The sequence below is a fragment of the Janthinobacterium sp. CG_23.3 genome (assembly GCF_046115965.1).
In the GTDB taxonomy this organism is placed as follows: Bacteria; Pseudomonadota; Gammaproteobacteria; order Burkholderiales; family Burkholderiaceae_D; genus Janthinobacterium.
This window is the reverse complement of sequence record NZ_JBJXIB010000075.1, coordinates 1-17,367: the sequence shown is the minus strand read 5'-3', so window position 1 is coordinate 17,367 and position 17,367 is coordinate 1. Positions and strand designations below refer to the sequence as shown.

The 17,367-nt window shown below is 64.3% G+C and carries 16 protein-coding genes; 2 read left to right on the top strand and 14 right to left on the bottom strand.

Features of this window, described 5'->3' with window-relative positions:
- The first annotated feature begins 40 nt into the window (after positions 1-40).
- Complete coding sequence (locus ACFDR9_RS17355; RefSeq protein ID WP_017878842.1) at positions 41-181, top strand: hypothetical protein; 141 nt, start codon at positions 41-43, stop codon at positions 179-181.
- A gap of 78 nt (positions 182-259) precedes the next feature.
- On the opposite strand, the gene ACFDR9_RS17350 is transcribed toward ACFDR9_RS17355, so the two are convergent.
- A complete protein-coding gene (locus ACFDR9_RS17350; protein WP_409031792.1) occupies positions 260-715 on the bottom strand; it encodes a winged helix-turn-helix transcriptional regulator in 456 nt (151 codons plus the stop codon).
- A gap of 118 nt (positions 716-833) precedes the next feature.
- Here ACFDR9_RS17350 and ACFDR9_RS17345 point away from each other — a divergent pair, with 118 nt between their 5' ends.
- Entirely contained in the window at positions 834-2,075 is a 1,242-nt protein-coding gene (locus tag ACFDR9_RS17345) for an MFS transporter (protein ID WP_409031791.1), read from the top strand.
- 38 nt (positions 2,076-2,113) lie between these two features.
- Here the strand turns inward: ACFDR9_RS17345 and ACFDR9_RS17340 are convergent, their stop codons facing one another.
- From ACFDR9_RS17340 to ACFDR9_RS17280, 13 genes are all read right to left on the bottom strand, one after another.
- On the bottom strand, positions 2,114-3,214 hold the full coding sequence (locus ACFDR9_RS17340; protein ID WP_409031790.1) for a M48 family metalloprotease: 1,101 nt from the start codon (positions 3,212-3,214) through the stop codon (positions 2,114-2,116).
- 10 nt (positions 3,215-3,224) lie between these two features.
- On the bottom strand, positions 3,225-3,674 hold the full coding sequence (dut, locus tag ACFDR9_RS17335) for a dUTP diphosphatase (protein WP_017878846.1): 450 nt from the start codon (positions 3,672-3,674) through the stop codon (positions 3,225-3,227).
- A 52-nt stretch (positions 3,675-3,726) separates the two neighbouring features.
- The gene (gene coaBC / locus ACFDR9_RS17330; protein WP_409031799.1) at positions 3,727-4,947 is read right to left on the bottom strand and encodes a bifunctional phosphopantothenoylcysteine decarboxylase/phosphopantothenate--cysteine ligase CoaBC; all 1,221 of its coding nucleotides are present in this window, start codon (positions 4,945-4,947) and stop codon (positions 3,727-3,729) included.
- A 15-nt stretch (positions 4,948-4,962) separates the two neighbouring features.
- Positions 4,963-5,466: a signal peptidase II gene (lspA, locus tag ACFDR9_RS17325; RefSeq protein WP_017878848.1), complete on the bottom strand. Its 504-nt coding sequence runs from the start codon at positions 5,464-5,466 to the stop codon at positions 4,963-4,965.
- Positions 5,467-5,532: 66 nt separating this feature from the next.
- Positions 5,533-8,439, bottom strand: a complete 2,907-nt coding sequence (ileS, locus tag ACFDR9_RS17320) for an isoleucine--tRNA ligase (protein ID WP_409031789.1) — start codon at positions 8,437-8,439, stop codon at positions 5,533-5,535.
- 105 nt (positions 8,440-8,544) lie between these two features.
- Positions 8,545-9,516, bottom strand: a complete 972-nt coding sequence (locus ACFDR9_RS17315; RefSeq protein ID WP_409031788.1) for a bifunctional riboflavin kinase/FAD synthetase — start codon at positions 9,514-9,516, stop codon at positions 8,545-8,547.
- 220 nt (positions 9,517-9,736) lie between these two features.
- Positions 9,737-10,960 carry a tetratricopeptide repeat protein gene (locus tag ACFDR9_RS17310; RefSeq protein ID WP_409031787.1) on the bottom strand — a complete coding sequence of 408 codons (1,224 nt, stop codon included), beginning with the start codon at positions 10,958-10,960 and terminating at the stop codon, positions 9,737-9,739.
- Positions 10,961-11,040: 80 nt separating this feature from the next.
- A complete protein-coding gene (locus ACFDR9_RS17305; RefSeq protein ID WP_026133388.1) occupies positions 11,041-11,472 on the bottom strand; it encodes a biopolymer transporter ExbD in 432 nt (143 codons plus the stop codon).
- Positions 11,473-11,574: 102 nt separating this feature from the next.
- Positions 11,575-12,003 carry a biopolymer transporter ExbD gene (locus ACFDR9_RS17300; protein WP_026133389.1) on the bottom strand — a complete coding sequence of 143 codons (429 nt, stop codon included), beginning with the start codon at positions 12,001-12,003 and terminating at the stop codon, positions 11,575-11,577.
- Positions 12,004-12,008: 5 nt separating this feature from the next.
- Positions 12,009-12,911 (bottom strand): MotA/TolQ/ExbB proton channel family protein, encoded by a 903-nt coding sequence (locus ACFDR9_RS17295; RefSeq protein ID WP_081611955.1) that lies wholly within the window; start codon positions 12,909-12,911, stop codon positions 12,009-12,011.
- 85 nt (positions 12,912-12,996) lie between these two features.
- Positions 12,997-13,656: an energy transducer TonB gene (locus ACFDR9_RS17290; protein WP_035788961.1), complete on the bottom strand. Its 660-nt coding sequence runs from the start codon at positions 13,654-13,656 to the stop codon at positions 12,997-12,999.
- Between the two features lie 773 nt (positions 13,657-14,429).
- Complete coding sequence (locus tag ACFDR9_RS17285; protein WP_409031786.1) at positions 14,430-15,968, bottom strand: SpoVR family protein; 1,539 nt, start codon at positions 15,966-15,968, stop codon at positions 14,430-14,432.
- On the bottom strand, positions 15,968-17,236 hold the full coding sequence (locus ACFDR9_RS17280; RefSeq protein ID WP_026133392.1) for a YeaH/YhbH family protein: 1,269 nt from the start codon (positions 17,234-17,236) through the stop codon (positions 15,968-15,970). The genes ACFDR9_RS17285 and ACFDR9_RS17280 overlap by 1 nt, the downstream gene beginning before the upstream one ends.
- Positions 17,237-17,367: the final 131 nt, after the last annotated feature.

Below are 17,367 nucleotides of genomic sequence, written 5' to 3'. Positions count from 1 at the left end.
GGAATATACTACGCGCTCCGAAAGCTTGCTGGGAGTAAAAATGACACAGAACACAGACCAAGAAGACGACGGCAACCCGAAGTTCGGGCGCCTGTTGATCGTGCTGTTCGCCGCCGTGGTGTTTTGCGCCGCGCTGACGTGGGTGATGGGGGTGTTTTTCCCCGACTTCCCGAACTTTTAGGCCCGTTCAGCTAACCCGACCGGCGTCGGCGGCGGCTCGGCGTCGGATTACGCTCTGCTCATCCGACCTACGACACGCTCACGGCAACACCGGCAATTTGTTGACGACGGTATCGGCGGGGCCGAGTACCCGCCCGTCGGGCCGGCTTAGCCGCATGGTCGGAACCGCCGTGCCGGTGTCCCGCTCGACCATGGTGGAATGGCTTTCGCCGGCGCCATACAGATGCGCCTCGCTCCACTGGCGCAGGGTGACTAGCACGCCGAACAGGCTCAGCCCCTTGGGCGTGAGCACATACTCCCCGTAGGCGGTGCCGTCCGAGGCCGGCGCCATGTCCAGAATGCCGTTCTCGACCAGCTTGCGCAGGCGGTCCGCCAGGATGTTCCTGGCGACGCCAAGATTCTTCTGGAACACGCCAAAGCGCCGCACGCCGTCAAACGCGTCGCGCACGATCATCAGCGACCATTGATCGCCGACCACGGTCAGCGCACGCGCCACCGGGCACGCATCCATCCTTAACTCTTGCCGCTTAGCCATTTTCGCCCCCCCCCGCGGGCGTGCCGCATTCAATCAAAGTGGTTGCATTTTAATACTTGTATCGGTATGCTTCAACCAGTTTCAATTTAAAACCACATTGACCGAGCCGGGAGACGCCATGTCCACATACTCCACCCGGGCCGCCGTCGGCGCCCGCCAGCCGGCGCCCGCCGCGGCCATGCCGCGCTACCTGACGCTGCTGTTTGCGGTGGCGAGCGCATTCAGCGTCGCCAACGTGTATTACGCGCAGCCGCTGTTGGACGCGCTGGCGCGCGAGTTCGGTATCAGCCACGGCGCCGTCGGCATGGTGATCGCGGCGACCCAGGTCGGCTGCGCGCTGGCGCTGCTGTGCGTGGTGCCGCTGGGCGATCTGCTGAACCGGCGCCGCCTGACCATCGTCCAGTTGGCGTTGCTGTGCGCGGCGCTGGTGGCGGTCGGCCTAGCCGGCAACACCTCCTTCCTGCTCGGCGGCATGCTGGCGCTGGGTTTGCTGGGCACCGCCATGACGCAAGGCTTGATCGCCTACGCCGCCACGATGGCGGCGCCGTCCGAGCGCGGGCGGGTGGTCGGGGCCGCGCAAGCCGGCGTCATGATAGGCCTGCTGCTGGCGCGCGCGGTCGCCGGCCTGGTGGCCGACCTGGCCGGCTGGCGCGCGGTGTATTTTGCGGCGGCGGCCTTGGCGCTGGTGTTGTTGGCGATCCTGGCGCGGGTGCTGCCGGGCCAGGCCGCGACCACCGTCGCGTTGACGTATGCGCAATTGCTGGCGTCGATGTTGCGCATGTTGTGGCGCGACCGGGTGTTGCAGGTGCGCGGCGTGATCGCCATGCTGATGTTCGCTACGCTGAGTATTTTTTGGACCGTGCTGGTATTGCCCCTGAGTGCGGCGCCGCACGCGCTGTCGCACACGGCGATCGGCGCGTTCGGGCTGGTCGGCGTGGTGGGGGCGCTGGCCGCCGCGCGCGCCGGGCAACTGGCCGACCGCGGCTTGGGGCAATGGACCAGCGGGGTCGCGCTGGCGCTGTTGCTGGCGGCCTGGCTGCCGCTGGCGTTCACCGACACCTCGCTGTGGGCCTTAATTGTCGGCATTGTCGTGCTGGACCTCGCCGGGCAGGCCATTCACGTGACCAACCAGAGCATGATTTTCAGCGCGCACGCCGACGCGCATAGCCGCGTCGTTGCCTGTTACATGATGTTCTACACGGTGGGGAGCGGGCTGGGCGCCATTGCCACCACCCATGTCTACGCGGCGGCGGGCTGGTCCGGCGTCTGCCTGCTTGGGGCCGGCGTCAGCCTGGCGGCGTTGGTGTTTTGGATGCTGACCTTGTGTTGGATGCCGAAGGACGGCGACGCGCTGATGTAACAAATGAAAGCAATTCGATCAGCGGCGCGCCGGCGGCGTTACGGCAGCAGCGCGGTCTTGCTGGCCTGCTTGGCCTTGATCTCGGCAACGGTCTTGTTGATCGCGGCGACGCGGAAGGCGACGCCGGGATGGTTGGCGGTGTAGCCGTTGAGCACGCTGGCCGGGTAGGCCGTCGCCAGCCGCTGCCAGAAGCTGGCGGCGTTGTTGATGTTGTAGCCGCCGCGCGCCAGCAGGTACAGCGCCAGCTTGTCGGCGGCCGCGTCGAGTTCCTGCGGCATCGGCTTGACGCCGCCGCTGCCGATCAGCATCGACAGGTCGGGCGCGACGTTGTTCAGGTTCTCGATGATGCTGCCCAGGGTGCCGGTGGCGCGCTGCGCGGTGGCGTGGGCGAGGATGTTGTGCGCCATGTCCTTGGCCATCACGTAGGCGATCGACTCGTCGTTCTGGGCGAAGTTGATCATGCCGCGGGTGAGCATGACGCGCTGGCCGTCGGCGTAGGAGTTGACGTTGTCGGCGTTGCCCAGGTCGACCCGGAAGGCGCAGGCGCGCGTCACCGGCACGCTCAGCTTCTGGTCGGCGCCGTCGCGCGCGATGGTCATGGTCAACGTGGCGCGGCTGGCCACCAGCGGGCCGAAGATGCCGGCCGCCTGGGTTTCGGCGTTGGCGCCGCGCGGCAGCACCTTGCCGTCGGCCGCGACCAGGCCGTCGCCCTTGCGCAGGCCGGCGCGCGCCGCGCCGCTGCCGGCCAGCACGCCCGACACCTGCAGCATGTCGCTATAGCCCAGCGCCGCCCGCGAGGCGTCGGCGAACTCGCCCGGGTAGGAGTATTTGTTCTTGGCGGTGAAGCCGAGCAGGTTGCGCGCCTGGTTCTTGCACAGGTCGGCGTTGTTGATCAGCAGCGGCGCCGCCACCTTGTACAGGCGTTCCTGCAGGCCGACCATCCGGGCGACGGTTTCCTGCGCCGCCAGCATGCGCTGGGTCACCACCGGCGCGGCCATTCCCGGCCGCGGCGGCGGCTGCAGCGGCGCGCGCTCGTCGGTGTAGACGGGCGGGGTCGAGCAGGCGCCCAGCAGCGTCGCCAGCAGGGCGGCGGCCGGGGCGCGGAATCGGAGTGCTACAGCGGGGGCGTAACCAGGCATCGATACTTCCTTATTGTTTTCCAGTGCTGCCGAAGCCGCCAACACCGCGTTCGCTTGTGTCGAATTCCTCGACAATGTTAAAGCCCACTTGCAGCACCGGCACAATGATCAACTGCGCCAGCCGTTCCATCGGGTTGAGGGTAAATGCGCTATGGCCGCGGTTCCAGGTCGAGACCATCAACTGGCCTTGATAATCGGAATCGATCAAGCCTACCAGATTGCCCAGTACGATGCCGTTCTTGTGGCCCATGCCGCTGCGCGGCAGGATCATCGCCGCGTAGGACGGGTCGCCGACGTGGATCGCCAGGCCGGTCGGGATCAGCACGGTCTGGCCGGCTTCGATGGTGATGGGCGCGTCGATGCAGGCGCGCAGGTCGAGGCCGGCGCTGCCCGGGGTGGCGTAGGCCGGCATCTGTTCGCGCATGCGCGGGTCGAGGATTTTGACGTCGATGGTTTTCATAGTGGCTTCTCGTGCTAGGGTAGGGGCGGTGTGGCGGCGTTGGCCGCCGGGGTCACTGGAACAGCGAATTGTGGGCCAGCCGCTTGGAGATTTCGCAGATCAGCTGGCGCGCCAGTTCCAGCTTGCCGGCGCGCGGCAAGACCGTGTGGCCGTGTTCGTCGAACAGGATGATGGTGTTGTCGTCCTGGCCGAAGGTGTGGTGGCCGATGTTGCCGACCAGCAGGGGGATGCCCTTTTTTTCGCGCTTGCTGGCGCCGAAGGCGACCAGGTTTTCCGATTCGGCGGCGAAGCCGACGCAATACGGATAGCCGGACAGGTTGGTGCGCGCCGCAACCGCCGCCAGGATGTCGGGGTTTTGCTCGAACTTCAACTCCGGCACGGAGCCGTCGGCCTGCTTCTTCATTTTCTGTTCGCTGGCGTTGAGCACGCGCCAGTCGGCCACCGCGGCGACCGCGATGAAGACGTGCTGGCCGTCGAGCTGGCCCATGACGGCGTCGTGCATCTGCTGCGCGCTTTGCACGTTGACGCGGCGCACGCCGAACGGCGCCTCCAGCGCGGTCGGGCCGGAGATCAGCGTGACCTCGGCGCCGGCTTCGCGGGCGGCGCGCGCCACGGCGTAACCCATCTTGCCCGACGACAGGTTGGTGATGCCGCGCACCGGGTCGATCGCCTCGAAGGTCGGGCCGGCGGTGATCAGCACGCGCTTGCCGGCCAGCGCCTTCGGCTGGAAGGCGGCGATCAATTCCTCCAGCAATTGCTGCGCTTCGAGCATGCGGCCCAGGCCGACCTCGCCGCAGGCTTGCTCGCCGGCGCCGGGGCCGAACAGGGCGATGCCGTCGTCGCGCAGTTGCTGGGCGTTGCGCTGGGTGGCCGGGTTCTGCCACATTTCAACGTTCATCGCCGGCGCCAGCAGCAGCGGCAGCGCGGCCGGGCGCGCCAGGCACAGCGTCGACAGCAGGTCGTCGCAGACGCCGTGCGCCAGCTTGGACATGAAGTCGGCCGAGCAGGGCGCCACCAGGATCGCGTCGGCGCCGCGGCTCAGGTCGATGTGCGCCATGTTGTTGTCGACGCGGGCGTCCCACTGGCTGCTGTGGACCGGGTGGCCCGACAGCGCCTGCATCGTCACCGCGGTGATGAAGTGGGTGGCGGCGTCGGTCATGACGACGCGCACCTCGGCGCCGGCCCTGGTCATGGCGCGGCACAGTTCCGCCGCTTTGTAGCAGGCGACGCCGCCGGACAGGCCCAGGACGATTTTTTTACCAGACAGTTCCATCATGCTTCTCCGGGATTACTTGTTCACGCGCCGCAGTTCGTCGAGGATGAACAGCGCGGCGCCGAGGAAAATGGCCGAGTCGGCGAGGTTGAAGGCCGGGAAGTGTCCCCAGCCCTTGAGGTGGAAATCGAGGAAGTCGATGACGTGGCCGTAGGCGATGCGGTCGATCACGTTGCCGATGGCGCCGCCCATGATCAGCGCCAGGGCCCAGCAGAACAGGCGCTGGCCGGCGTGCTTTTTGAGCAGGTAGAGGATGAACAGCACCGCGCCGATGGCGATGGCGGTGAAGAAGTAGCGCTGCCAGCCGCCGGCGTTCTTCAGGAAGCTGAAGGCGGCGCCCGGGTTGTAGACCAGGGTCAGGTTGAAAAACGAGGTGACGACGCGCTCTTCGGCGTAGGCGAACAGGCGCGCGACGGTGATCTTCGAGACCTGGTCGAGCAGGATCACGATGGCGGCGATGCCCAGCCAGGGCAGCAGCGACGATTGCGTTTTGGACGAGAAGGTTTTTTTAGTGGCCATAGTTTTCTATTCGGGTTCGTGGCCGCCATCGCGCGGCTCGGCGATGGCGGGGTGGCGCATTGCAGTTTACGCGAAACGGCGTTTTTCGCCCGCACCGAACAGATTGCTGTGGCAGCGCCCGCACAGGGTCGGGTGCTCGGCGTGGCTGCCGACGTCGGCCCGGTAGTGCCAGCAGCGCTCGCACTTGGGCGCCGTCGAGGCGCTCACGGCGACGCCCTCGTCGGCCGCGTCGGCCACTTCCACGACGCTCGCCTGCGAGGTGATGAAGACGAACTTCAAGTCCTCGCCCAGGCTGGCCAGCAGCGCGTACTTGGCGGCGCCGGCCTTGATGGTCAGCTCGGCCTGCAGCGAGGAGCCGATGGCGCCGGAGGTGCGCACGTCTTCGAGCTGCTTGGTGACGTCGGCGCGCACCGCGCGCAGGGCCGCGTATTTCTCCAGCAGGGCGGCGCCGTCGGCCACCGCCGGCAGTTCCCAGTAGGTCTGGGTGAAGATGGTCTCGTCGCTGGCGCCGTAGGCCTCGGCGCTGGCGAACACGGCCCAGGCTTCCTCGGCGGTGAACGACAGCGCCGGCGCCATCACGCGCAGCAGGCTTTGGGTGATGTGCCACAGCGCGGTCTGGGCCGAGCGCCGCGCCGGCGACGCCAGCGCGGTGGTGTACAGGCGGTCCTTCAGGATGTCGAGGTAGAAGCCGCCCAGGTCTTCCGAGCAGTAGGTTTGCAGCTTCGAGATCACCGGGTGGAATTCATAGTCCTCGAAATGCTGGACGATCTCGCGCTGCAGCGCGGCCATGTTGGCCAGCGCGTAGCGGTCGATCTCCAGCAGCTCGGCGACCGGCACCGCGTGCAGCGCCGGGTCGAAGTCCGAGGTGTTGGCCAGCAGGAAGCGCAGCGTGTTGCGGATGCGCCGGTACGATTCGGTGACGCGCTTGAGGATCTCGTCGGAGATCGACAGCTCGCCGGTGTAGTCGGTCGAGGCGACCCACAGGCGCAGGATGTCGGCGCCGAGGGTGTCGGAGATTTTCTGCGGCGCCATCACGTTGCCGAGCGACTTCGACATCTTTTTGCCGTCGCCGTCGACGGCGAAGCCGTGCGTCAGCAGCGCCTTGTACGGCGGGCGGCCGTTCAGCATCGACGAGGTCAGCAGCGAGGAGTGGAACCAGCCGCGGTGCTGGTCGGAGCCTTCCAGGTACAGGTCGGCCGGGAACTGCGACTGGGCCGCGTGCGAACCCTTGCCGTCCGGGCCGCCCAGCACGGTCTCGTGGGTGCAGCCGGAGTCGAACCAGACGTCGAGCGTGTCCTTGTTCTTGATGTACATGTCGGCGTCGTCGCCCAGCAGGTCCTTCGGCTCCAGCGGCAGCCAGGCGTCGATGCCGTCTTTTTCGATCAGCTTGGCGACCTGCTCCAGCAGTTCCGGCGTGCGCGGGTGCAGCGCGCCGGTTTCCTTGTGGACGAAGAAGGCCATCGGCACGCCCCATTGGCGCTGGCGCGACAGGGTCCAGTCGGGCCGGTTGACGATCATGCCGTGCAGGCGCGCCTGGCCCCAGTCCGGGAAGAACTTGGTGGCGGCGATGCCGGCCAGCGCGCTCTCGCGCAGGGACGGGCCGCCGTCCTTCGGCGTCACGTCCATGCCGGCGAACCACTGCGAGGTGGCGCGGTAGATGATCGGGGTCTTATGGCGCCAGCAGTGCATATAGCTGTGGTCGAACATCTTCACCTCGAACAGCGCGCCGGCGTCGGTCAGCGCGGCGCAGATCGGCTTCGACGCTTCCCAGATGGTCATGCCGCCGAACAGCGGCAAGGTCGGGGCGAATTTGCCGTCGGCCATGACCGGGGTCAGGATCTCGTCGTCCTTCATGCCGTGGTTTTTGCAGGACACAAAGTCTTCCTGGCCGTAGGCGGGCGCCGAGTGGACCACGCCGGTGCCGCTGTCGGTGGTGACGTAGTCGGCCAGGTAGACCGGCGACATGCGCTGGTAGAAGGCGTCGCGCGCGGCCAGCGGGTGCTGGAAGCGCAGGCCCTCGAGCGCCGCGCCCGGGCAGGTGGCGACGACGGCGCCTTCGAGCTTGTAGCGCGCCAGGCAGGACTCGACCAGGTCGGCGGCCAGGATCAGCATCAGCGGCTGGCCGTCGCGGCTGGTTTGTACCAGCGCGTAGGTGACTTCGGCGTTGACGTTGAGCGCCTGGTTCGACGGGATGGTCCACGGCGTGGTGGTCCAGATGACGATAAAGCCCTTGTCGGCCGGCAGCGCGGCCAGGCCGAAGGCGGCCGCCAGCTTGGCCGGTTCGGCGAAGGAGAAGCCGACGTCGACGGCCGGGTCGCGCTTGTCCTGGTATTCGACTTCGGCCTCGGCCAGCGCCGAGGCGCAGTCGAAGCACCAGTTGACCGGCTTCAGGCCGCGGTAGACATAGCCCTTTTCCAGCAGCTTGCCGAGGGCGCGCAGCTCGTCGGCTTCGTTGCCGTGCGCCATGGTCAGGTAGGGGTTGTCCCACTCGCCCAGCACGCCCAGGCGGATGAAGCCGGCCTTCTGGCGCGCCACCTGCTCGGTGGCGTAGGCGCGCGCCTTGGTCAGCACGTCGGCGGTCGGCAGGTTCTTGCCGTGCAGTTTTTCGATCTGGATCTCGATCGGCATGCCGTGGCAGTCCCAGCCCGGCACGTAGGGCGCGTCGAAGCCGGCCATGGTGCGGGCCTTGACCACCATGTCCTTGAGGATCTTGTTGACCGCGTGGCCGATGTGGATGTCGCCGTTGGCGTACGGCGGGCCGTCGTGCAGGATGAATTTGGGGCGGCCGGCGGCGGCCTTGCGGATGCGCTGGTAGATTTTCTTGTCCTGCCATTGCTGGACCCATTGCGGCTCGCGCTTGGCCATGTCGCCGCGCATCGGGAACGGCGTTTCGGTCATGTTGACCGGGTATTTGCTTTCGGGCTTCTTGGATTTTTGCTGTTTCGGCGTGACGGGGGTGCTGTTATCGGACATATTTTTTCTTCAGATGAATATCGGTGTGTCGGTGTATCAATGTCAATGCGCGGCGTCAATGCGCGGTGCTGGACGGTGGCGCGGCTCCGCGCGAACGAGTGAGCGTCAAATTCGGTCGGTCGCGGTGATGGCGCCGCCGCGGCGCGCGAAATAGGCGCGGGCGGCGTCGGCGTCGCGCGTGATGGCGTCGGTCAGGGTCGGCAGGTCGGCGTATTTCTCCTCGTCGCGCAGCTTTTCCAGGAATTCCACCCGCACCAGCTTGCCGTAGCAGGACTGGGCGAAGTCGAACAGGTGCACCTCCAGCAGCACCCGGCCGCCGTCGTCGACGGTCGGGCGCACGCCCAGGCTGGCGACGGCCGGCAGCGGCTGCGCGGCCAGGCCGTGCACCTGGACGATGAAGATGCCGGCCAGCGCCGGGCGGTGCGCCACGCGCAGGTTCAGCGTCGGGAAGCCGAGCGTGCGGCCGAGCTTCTGGCCGTGGATCACATGGCCGGACATGGCGTACGGATGGCCCAGCAACTGCTCGGCGTGGACGAAGTCGCCCGCCGCCAGCGCGGCGCGCACCGCCGACGAGGAGATGCGCTGGCTGTTGTTCATCACCGTCGGCAGCGTTTCGACGTGGAAGCCGTAGTGGCGGCCGGCCTCGTGCAGCATGGCGACGTTGCCGGCGCGCCGGGCGCCGTAGCAGAAGTCGTCGCCGACCATCAGCCATTTCACGTGCAAGCCGTCGACCAGCACCTTTTCGGTGAACTCCTGCGGCGTCAGCGCCGAGAAGTGGGCGCTGAAATGCTCGACGATGACGCGGTCGGCGCCGGCGTCGGACAAGGACTGCATCTTGTCGCGCAGGTTGGCGATGCGCGGCGGCGCCTTCGACAGGTCGCCGGCGCGCTCGGCGAAGAACTCGCGCGGGTGCGGCTCGAACGTCATCACTGCCGCCTCCAGGCCCAGGCTGTCGGCGGCCGTGCGCACGCGCGCCAGCAAAGCCTGGTGGCCGACGTGGACGCCGTCAAAGTTGCCGATCGTCAGTGCGCAGGGCGCTCGCGCCTGCGCGTTGGGAAGTCCGCGGAATACCTTCATAGGAATCTTGGTGAAATACTATCGGTAAATGGTGGATCAAATGAAGGATTATACGGACAGTTGGCGCGATTCACACCAGCAACGGCTTTTGCCGCCCGATTCGGCCTGGCAAAACGATAAAAAACGCCGCCGGCGGGGACGCGGGCGGCGTTTTAAACCGGGGACAGACCACGATTTCCGAGAAAGTTTCTCGAAAAACGTGGTCTGTCCCGGTTGGCTTTTACATCGGGTGGTTGGTGTTGAGCACCCAGTAGCGCGCCAGGTCGGCGGCGCCGTCCGTGCCCTGCACGGTTTTGAACGTCGACAGCGCGTTGGATTTCTTGCCGGCGTTCAAATAGGCGATGCCCAGGTGCAGCTTGACTTCGTCGGCGTGCTTCAGGCCGCCCATTTTGAGCGCCTGGTTCATCAGCGCCAGGCCTTTTTCGGCCTCGCCGTTGCTGACTTGCGCAAAGCCCAGGGAGGCCAGGCCGTCGGCGTCCTTGTTCTTGAGCAGTTCGGCTTCCGCGGCGGCGGCGTTCTTGGCGTTGTCGGCCAGCGTTTTGACGGCCAGGTCTTTCAGGCGCTGGTGGCGCGGGGCGTCGGTGCCGGTGCCCAGCACGGCCTTTTTGTAGCCCAGGTCGACGATCTTCAGCGCCTCGGCCGGATTGCCCGCCTGCAGCGCCAGTTGCGACATTTCCATGTACTCACCCGGCTTGCCGAGCAGGCCGTTGACCAGTTTCAGGCGCCACACGTCCAGCGACAGGCGCTCGGAGAAGCCCGGCTTGCCGGTCACGCGGTTCAGCAGATCGGCCCAGTAGCTGGTCTTCGGATAGCCGCCGGCGAGTTTTTCCAGCGTGTTAACGTAGCCGGCCTTGTCGCCCTGCTTGAGCTGGATGTTGGCGAGCATTTGCAACTGGGCTTCGGAGGCGCCGCGTCCGCTGCCTTGCAATTCCTTGGCCGCGGCCGCGTAGTTGCCGCTGACGTAGTAGGTCTGGATCAGCAGTTCGCGCATTTGCGCGTTCTCGCCGTCCTTCAGCGAACGGTTGATCCAGGTGATGGCTTTCGGCCAGTCCTTGGCGCGGTAGTACATGCCGGCCAGGCCTTGGGTGAACTTGGGCGCTTCGGCGGCGGACAGGCGGCCGGAGTTGATGACGAATTCAAAGGCCTTGATGGCGGCGTCGTTGTCGCCCGAGGCGGCGGCGGCCGAGGCGCGCACGCGCTCGATCTGGTAAGTCTCGAAGGCGGTCTTGCCGCCGACGTTATCGGCTTCGCGCAGTTTCGCGAGCGCTTCCTTGTTCTTGCCCGACGATACCAGTCGTTGCGCTTCCTGCAGCGGTTTGCCCACTTCCGCGCGCACCGTGTCGGCGGCGAAGGCGACCGGGCCCAGGCCCAGCATAGGGGTGGCTGCGGTGAAACCAATGGCGGCCATTACCAGGCCGAGATGAGCGAGACGAAACTTGGACATTGGAATTCTTTCGTGGAATGCGACACGGCAGGGTTACCCTGCCGTGTCGTGTAAATAAATAAGAGATCCTGACAGAACGCTTATTGGAACTGTTCGTTGCCGACCAGACCGATTTTGGTCACGCCCAGACGCTGCGCGGACGCCATCACGCCGGCCACGACCTTGTACGACACCAGTTTGTTCGGACGCAGATGCACTTCCGGCTGGTCCGCTTGCGCGGCCACGCTGTTCAGCTTTGCTTCCAGCGACGGGCGATCGGGGATCACCTGGTTGTCCCACAGGATGGTGCCGTCGAAGTCGACGTCGATCGTCACGACCACGGGTTCCTTGGTCGGTGGCGGCGGGGTGCCGACCGGCATGTTCAAGTTCACCGAGTGGTTTTGCTTAGGAATCGTGATGATCAACATGATAATCAACACCAGCATCACGTCGATGAGGGGCGTCATGTTCATTTCCATCATTGGTTCCGGATCAGCGTTGCTGCTGCTGCCCGAACCGACATTCATACTCATGGTGTTTCCTTTTAAGAAGTCCAACTGGCTGTGGGGCCCGTATTGCCAGCCCCAAGGCTGGGCAGGGCCCCCGGCAAGACGCGCCGGGGGCCGCTGTCGCTGTTAGGCCTTGTCAGGCGGCTCGGTAATGAAGCCGACCTTTTGGATTCCAGCCCGCTGAGTAGTGAAGATAACCTTGCCGATGAACTCGTAGCGCGTGTCCTGGTCGCCACGAACGTGCACTTCCGGCTGCGGCGACTTCACCGACTCAACCTTCAACATATCGAACAGGGCATTCGTATCCCGCATTTTCGTCTGGTTGTAGTAAATCTCACCATCCTTGTTGACGACGATGTTGATGTTGGTGGGTTTTGGTTTCAACGCCTGGTTGATTTCCGGCGGCAGCGTGATCTTCTGCAGCTTGAGCACAACGGGGCTCGTAATCAAGAAAATGATCAGCAAAACCAACATGATGTCGACGAGCGGCGTCGTGTTGATTTCGGACATGACTTGGTCTTCTTCTCCGCTATCGGAGCCGACTGACATCGACATGATTCTTATCCAATCTTTTTAGCGCCGGCAGCGCGGCCAGCTTCGCTGGTCGACATGGCGCCGGAGATCAGTACCGAGTGGACGTCGGCGCTGAACGAGCGCACGTCTTCCATGGCCGATTTGTTGCGGCGAACCAACCAGTTGTAACCCAGAACAGCAGGAACGGCGACGAACAGGCCGAAGGCGGTCATGATCAGCGCTTCGCCGACCGGGCCGGCGACCTTGTCGATCGACGCGTTACCGGTCATACCGATGTTGGTCAGCGCGCCGTAGATACCCCAAACGGTACCGAACAGACCGATGAACGGTGCGGTCGAACCAACGGTAGCCAGGAACGACAGGCCGTCTTGCAAACGCGACTGGACTTTTTCGACGGCGCGCTGGATCGACATCGTCACCCAGGTCGACAGGTCGATTTGTTCCAGCAGGGCGCCGTCATGGTGGGCCGTTGCCTTGGTGCCGGTTTCGGCGATGAAGCGGAACGGGCTGCCTTCTTTCAGCATGGCCGAACCGGCGGCGATCGACGGCGCTTTCCAGAACTTGGCCGAGGTCTCTTTCGATTGTTTGAAAATTTTCATTTGGTCGATCAGCTTGGTGACGATGATGTACCAGCTACCGATCGACATCAGCGACAACAGGATCAGCGTGGCGCGCGGCACGAAACCGCCTTCGTTCCATACCGCTTCAGGACCGAACGGGTTGTGCACTTCTTCGGTCGCCGGCGCTTTTGCACCTTCTACCGCGGCCGGCGCGGGCGCTGCCGCCGCGGCGTCAACCGGCGCTGCTGCTGGAGCCGAGGCGGCTGCCGATGCTGGCGCGTCGGCGAAGGCTGGTGCGGCGACCATGGCGGCGCTCACGGACAGCAGAACCGCGGCAAAAAAAGCGGACAGACGGGTATTCTTAAACATGCTTCCTCCAAAAATTTAAAATAATCAGATCGCTGAACGTAATGGCAACGAAATCTCAGTGTGGGACTATACCGCTATCCCGGGTTTATTCCAGGTTCCAAACGTATTGCATTTGCATCCAGGCTTGTTCCGGCTTGCCGTCGACCATGCCCGGCTTGAATTTGCATTTGCCGATCGCATTCACGGCGGCTTTATCCAAATCGCGGAAACCGCTCGACTTTGCAATCTTGGAATCTGCAACGCGTCCATCGACTCCAATTAAGAACGACAACGTCACGGTGCCGGTCTCTTCGTTGCGGGCCGACGACTTTGGATACTCTGGCTTGGCGCAGGTATTCATGTCGGCGACGGCTGCAACGGTCACCCCTTTGGCCGGGCCCGGGGGGGCTGCCGGCGCCGCGGGTGGCGCGGGACGGGCCAGCTCGGTGGTAGCTGGCTTGGCCGTGGAGGTGACGGCGATCACGTTCTGTTGCGGCGGTGGTTGCTGTACGTTCACTTCGACTGGCGGAATGAATGGCGGCGGGGGCGCTTTCATTTCCGGCGGTGGCGGTGGCGGTGGAAGGTCTTTCGGCGGAGGCGGTTTGACTTCCTCGATAATTGTGGTCTCCACAGCGTCAGTCATTTTTGCGACCATACGCTTACCCAAGCCGGTTACGATCCCGTAGGCGACCAGGGCATGCAGCAGGATAACTACAGTGATTCCTGTAAAGTTTTTCCCGGTACTCTTCTCGTTCGAAAAATTCATGCCTGCTTTCTCCAATACCAACTCTTTTGTTGCAACTGAACCCCTAAATGACGCCAAAATGCTGCTGTCGCCATCCGGGACGTCGGCGAATTATACATACGAATACTTTATTTTACATAGAATTTTAACGTCTAAAACCGGTTAAATTTCGCATGGTTTCAGGGCTTCCGGCCGTGTTTTGGCGCTGCTTTGACAAGGCTTTCTGGTGGAAATAAATAGATCAATTGACAACAAATTGGTACCACTTTGGTGCTAAAGCCAGTAAGTTCTTCCATGCCTTCAAATAGCAGAATTTAATTTGCCGATAAGTGGCCGGATGGCCGTCAAATTCTGTGGCATTTATTGCATTTCATTAACTTTTTCGGTCGAATTGATACAGTTTGCTACTGTGCTTGACTATACTCGTATGACAAAAATAATGCTTAATTTGCACGGATGAGCGTGCGCGGGGGTGGTGTCGCGGCCGAAAAGGGCGGCGGACCGCGTCGCCCACTGTATAAACGGGGGCGGGCGTGGCGGCCGCTCGGCGCGCGGCGCGGGCGCCGTTGGCGCCTCGGCGGGGCAAACGGCGCCGGGGAATCGTCGGTTTGTTTGCGTAAAGTCAAACCGGCGGCGGCGTTCGGCAGGGGGGCGGTGGCGAAACCGGCAAACCAGAGGCGTAAAACCGGGGCCGGACCCCGTGGGTCCGGCCCCTGCTCCGTGCCTCGGTTTGATTGGCGGCGTTGCCGGCCCGCATATATATAGATATAGCGTTTATCTATGCGGGGGCGGGGCTAGGCGTTGCGGGCGCGCTTTTCGCGCTTGCAATCGATGGTGCTGAGCACGTTGCCGTTCGGGTCGACGGTGTCGAGGTGGACATCGAAGCCCCACAACCGCGCCACGTGCTTGAGCACCTCCTCGGCCTGCTGGCTCAGCGGCCGGCGCTGGAACTGCGTGTGGCGCAGCGTCAGCGCGCGGTCGTCGCGGGTGTTGACCGACCAGACCTGGATGTTCGGCTCGCGGTTGCCCAGGTTGTACTGCTCGGCCAACTGTTGGCGCACGTAGCGGTAGCCGGCCTCGTCGTGGATCGCCGAAATCGCCAGCTTTTCGTTCTTGTCGTCGTCGAGCACGGCGAAGAAGTGGAACTCGCGGATCAGCTTGGGCGACAGGTACTGGGCGATGAAGCTCTCGTCCTTGAAGTTGCGCATGGCGAAGTCGAGCGTCTTTTGCCAGTCGCTACCGGCGATGTCGGGGAACCACACGCGGTCCTCGTCGGTCGGGTGTTCGCAGATGCGGCGGATGTCCGTCATCATCGCGAAACCCAGCGCGTACGGGTTGATGCCGCTGTAGTAGGGACTGGTGACGGGCGGCTGGTAGACCACGTTGGTGTGGCTCTTTAGGAACTCCATCATGAAGCCGTCGCGCACCACGCCCTCGTCGTACAACTTGTTGAGGATGGTGTAGTGCCAAAACGTGGCCCAGCCCTCATTCATCACCTGGGTCTGGCGCTGCGGGTAGAAATATTGCGAAATCTTGCGCACGATGCGCACCATCTCGCGCTGCCACGGCTCCAGCAGCGGCGCGTATTTTTCGATGAAGTACAGCAGGTTTTCCTCGGGCTCGGGGGGGAAGCGCGGCGCCGCCTTGCTGACCTCCTCCTCGTCGCGCCGCGGCACGGTGCGCCACAGTTCGTTGATTTGCGACTGCACGTAGGCCTCGCGCTCCTTTTGCTTGGCGTTTTCCTGGGCCATCGATAGCTTGGCCGGGCGCTTGTAGCGGTCGACGCCGTAGTTTTGGATCGCGTGGCAGGAGTCGAGCAGGGTTTCGACGGCGTCGACGCCGTGGCGCTGTTCGCATTCGCTGATGTAGTTCTTGGCGAAGACCATGTAGTCGATGATCGCCTCGGCGTCGGTCCAGGTGCGGAACAGGTAATTGCCCTTGAAGAAGGAGTTGTGGCCGTAGGCCGCGTGGGCGATCACCAGCGCCTGCATGGTCAGGCTGTTTTCCTCCATCAGGTAGGCGATGCAGGGGTTGGAATTGATGACGATCTCGTAGGCCAGGCCCATTTGGCCGCGCTTGTAGCTTTTTTCGGTCGACAGGAAGTGCTTGCCGAACGACCAGTGGTTGTACGAGACCGGCATGCCGACCGAGGTGTAGGCGTCCATCATCTGCTCGGCGGTGATGATTTCCAGCTGGTTCGGATAGGTGTCGAGGCCGAAACCGGCGGCGACGCGGCGGATTTCGTCGTGCGCCTGCTCGATCAGCTCGAAGGTCCATTCGGACTGCTCGGGCAGGGCGCGCGGGTGCGGCGGTTTCTTTGTCATCATGTTCATTATTTGACCTGCTTCTTGAACAGTTCGCGGAACACCGGATAGATGTCGGCCGGCGTGACGATTTTCTGCATGGCGAAGTGCGGGTGGTGGTCGTGCACCTGGGTGTATTGCTCCCACAGGTTTTGCTGCGGGCCGTCGGTGATCTCGACGTAGGTGTAGTACTGCACCTTCGGCAGGATGGTGTTGATCAACAACTGGCGGCACAGCACCGAGTCGTTGTCCCAGTTGTCGCCGTCCGAGGCCTGCGCCACGTAGCTGTTCCACTGGCCGACGCCGTAGCGTTCCTCGAGGATGCCGTTGAGCAGGTGCAGCGCCGACGAGACCACGGTGCCGCCCGACTCGCGCGAGTTGAAGAATTCGTTCTCGTCGACCTCGGCCGCCGCCGTGTGGTGGCGGATGAACACCACCTCGATCTTGTCGTAGGCGCGCTTGAGGAACAGGTAGAGCAGGATGAAGAAGCGCTTGGCGGTGTCCTTGCGGCTTTCGTCCATCGAACCGGAGACGTCCATGATGCAAAACATCACCGCCTGCGTCATCGGCTTGGGCACCTTGATGCGGTTGCTGTAGCGCAGGTCGAACGGGTCGATGAAGGGGATCGCCAGCAGGCGCGTGTGCAGGTGGTGGATCAGGCGGCGCAGCTCGAGCACGCGCTCGTCGTCGTCGGGGGCGCCCAGCAGCACGATCTCGGCCAGTTCGCGCTCGGCCTCGATGACCCGTTTGCGCGAGCTGCCGCCGACGGCGATGCGCCGCCCGAGCGCCCCGCGCAGCGAGCGCAGCACGTGGATGTTGGACGGCGTGCCCGACATATTGTAGCCGGCGCGCTGGTTCTTGAACTCGGTGGTCGCGGTCAACTGGGTCTTGACCATGTGCGGCAGTTCCAGGTCCTCGAAGAAGTAGTTCATGAACTCTTCGCGCGACAGCTCGAAGATGAAGTCGTCCTCGGTCAGCTGGTCGCTATTGCCGGCCTTGCCGCGGCCGGCGCCGGCGCCGCCCTTGGGCCGGGCGACCTGGTCGCCCTTCTGGTATTCCTTGTTGCCGGGATTGATGGTTTCCCACACGCCGCCGTGGGCGTGGCCGAACGAGGGCTCGCCGACGTCCTTGACGGGGATCGAGACCTTCTCGCCGTTTTCAATGTCGGTGATCGAACGGCCCTTGATGGCGCGCCCCACCGCATCCTTGATTTGACTCTTGTAACGACGCAAGAAACGCTCGCGGTTGACCGCGGACTTGTTCTTGCTTTGCAAACGACGATCAATGAGGTAAGTCAAAACATGCCTCCTGCAGCGATTGGTGCGGCGGTCGGTCCGGGGGGGGGGGGGGGGGGGGGGGGGGGGGGGGGGGGGGGGGGGGGGGGGGGGGGGGGGGGGGGGGGGGGGGGGGGGGGGGGGGGGGGGGGGGG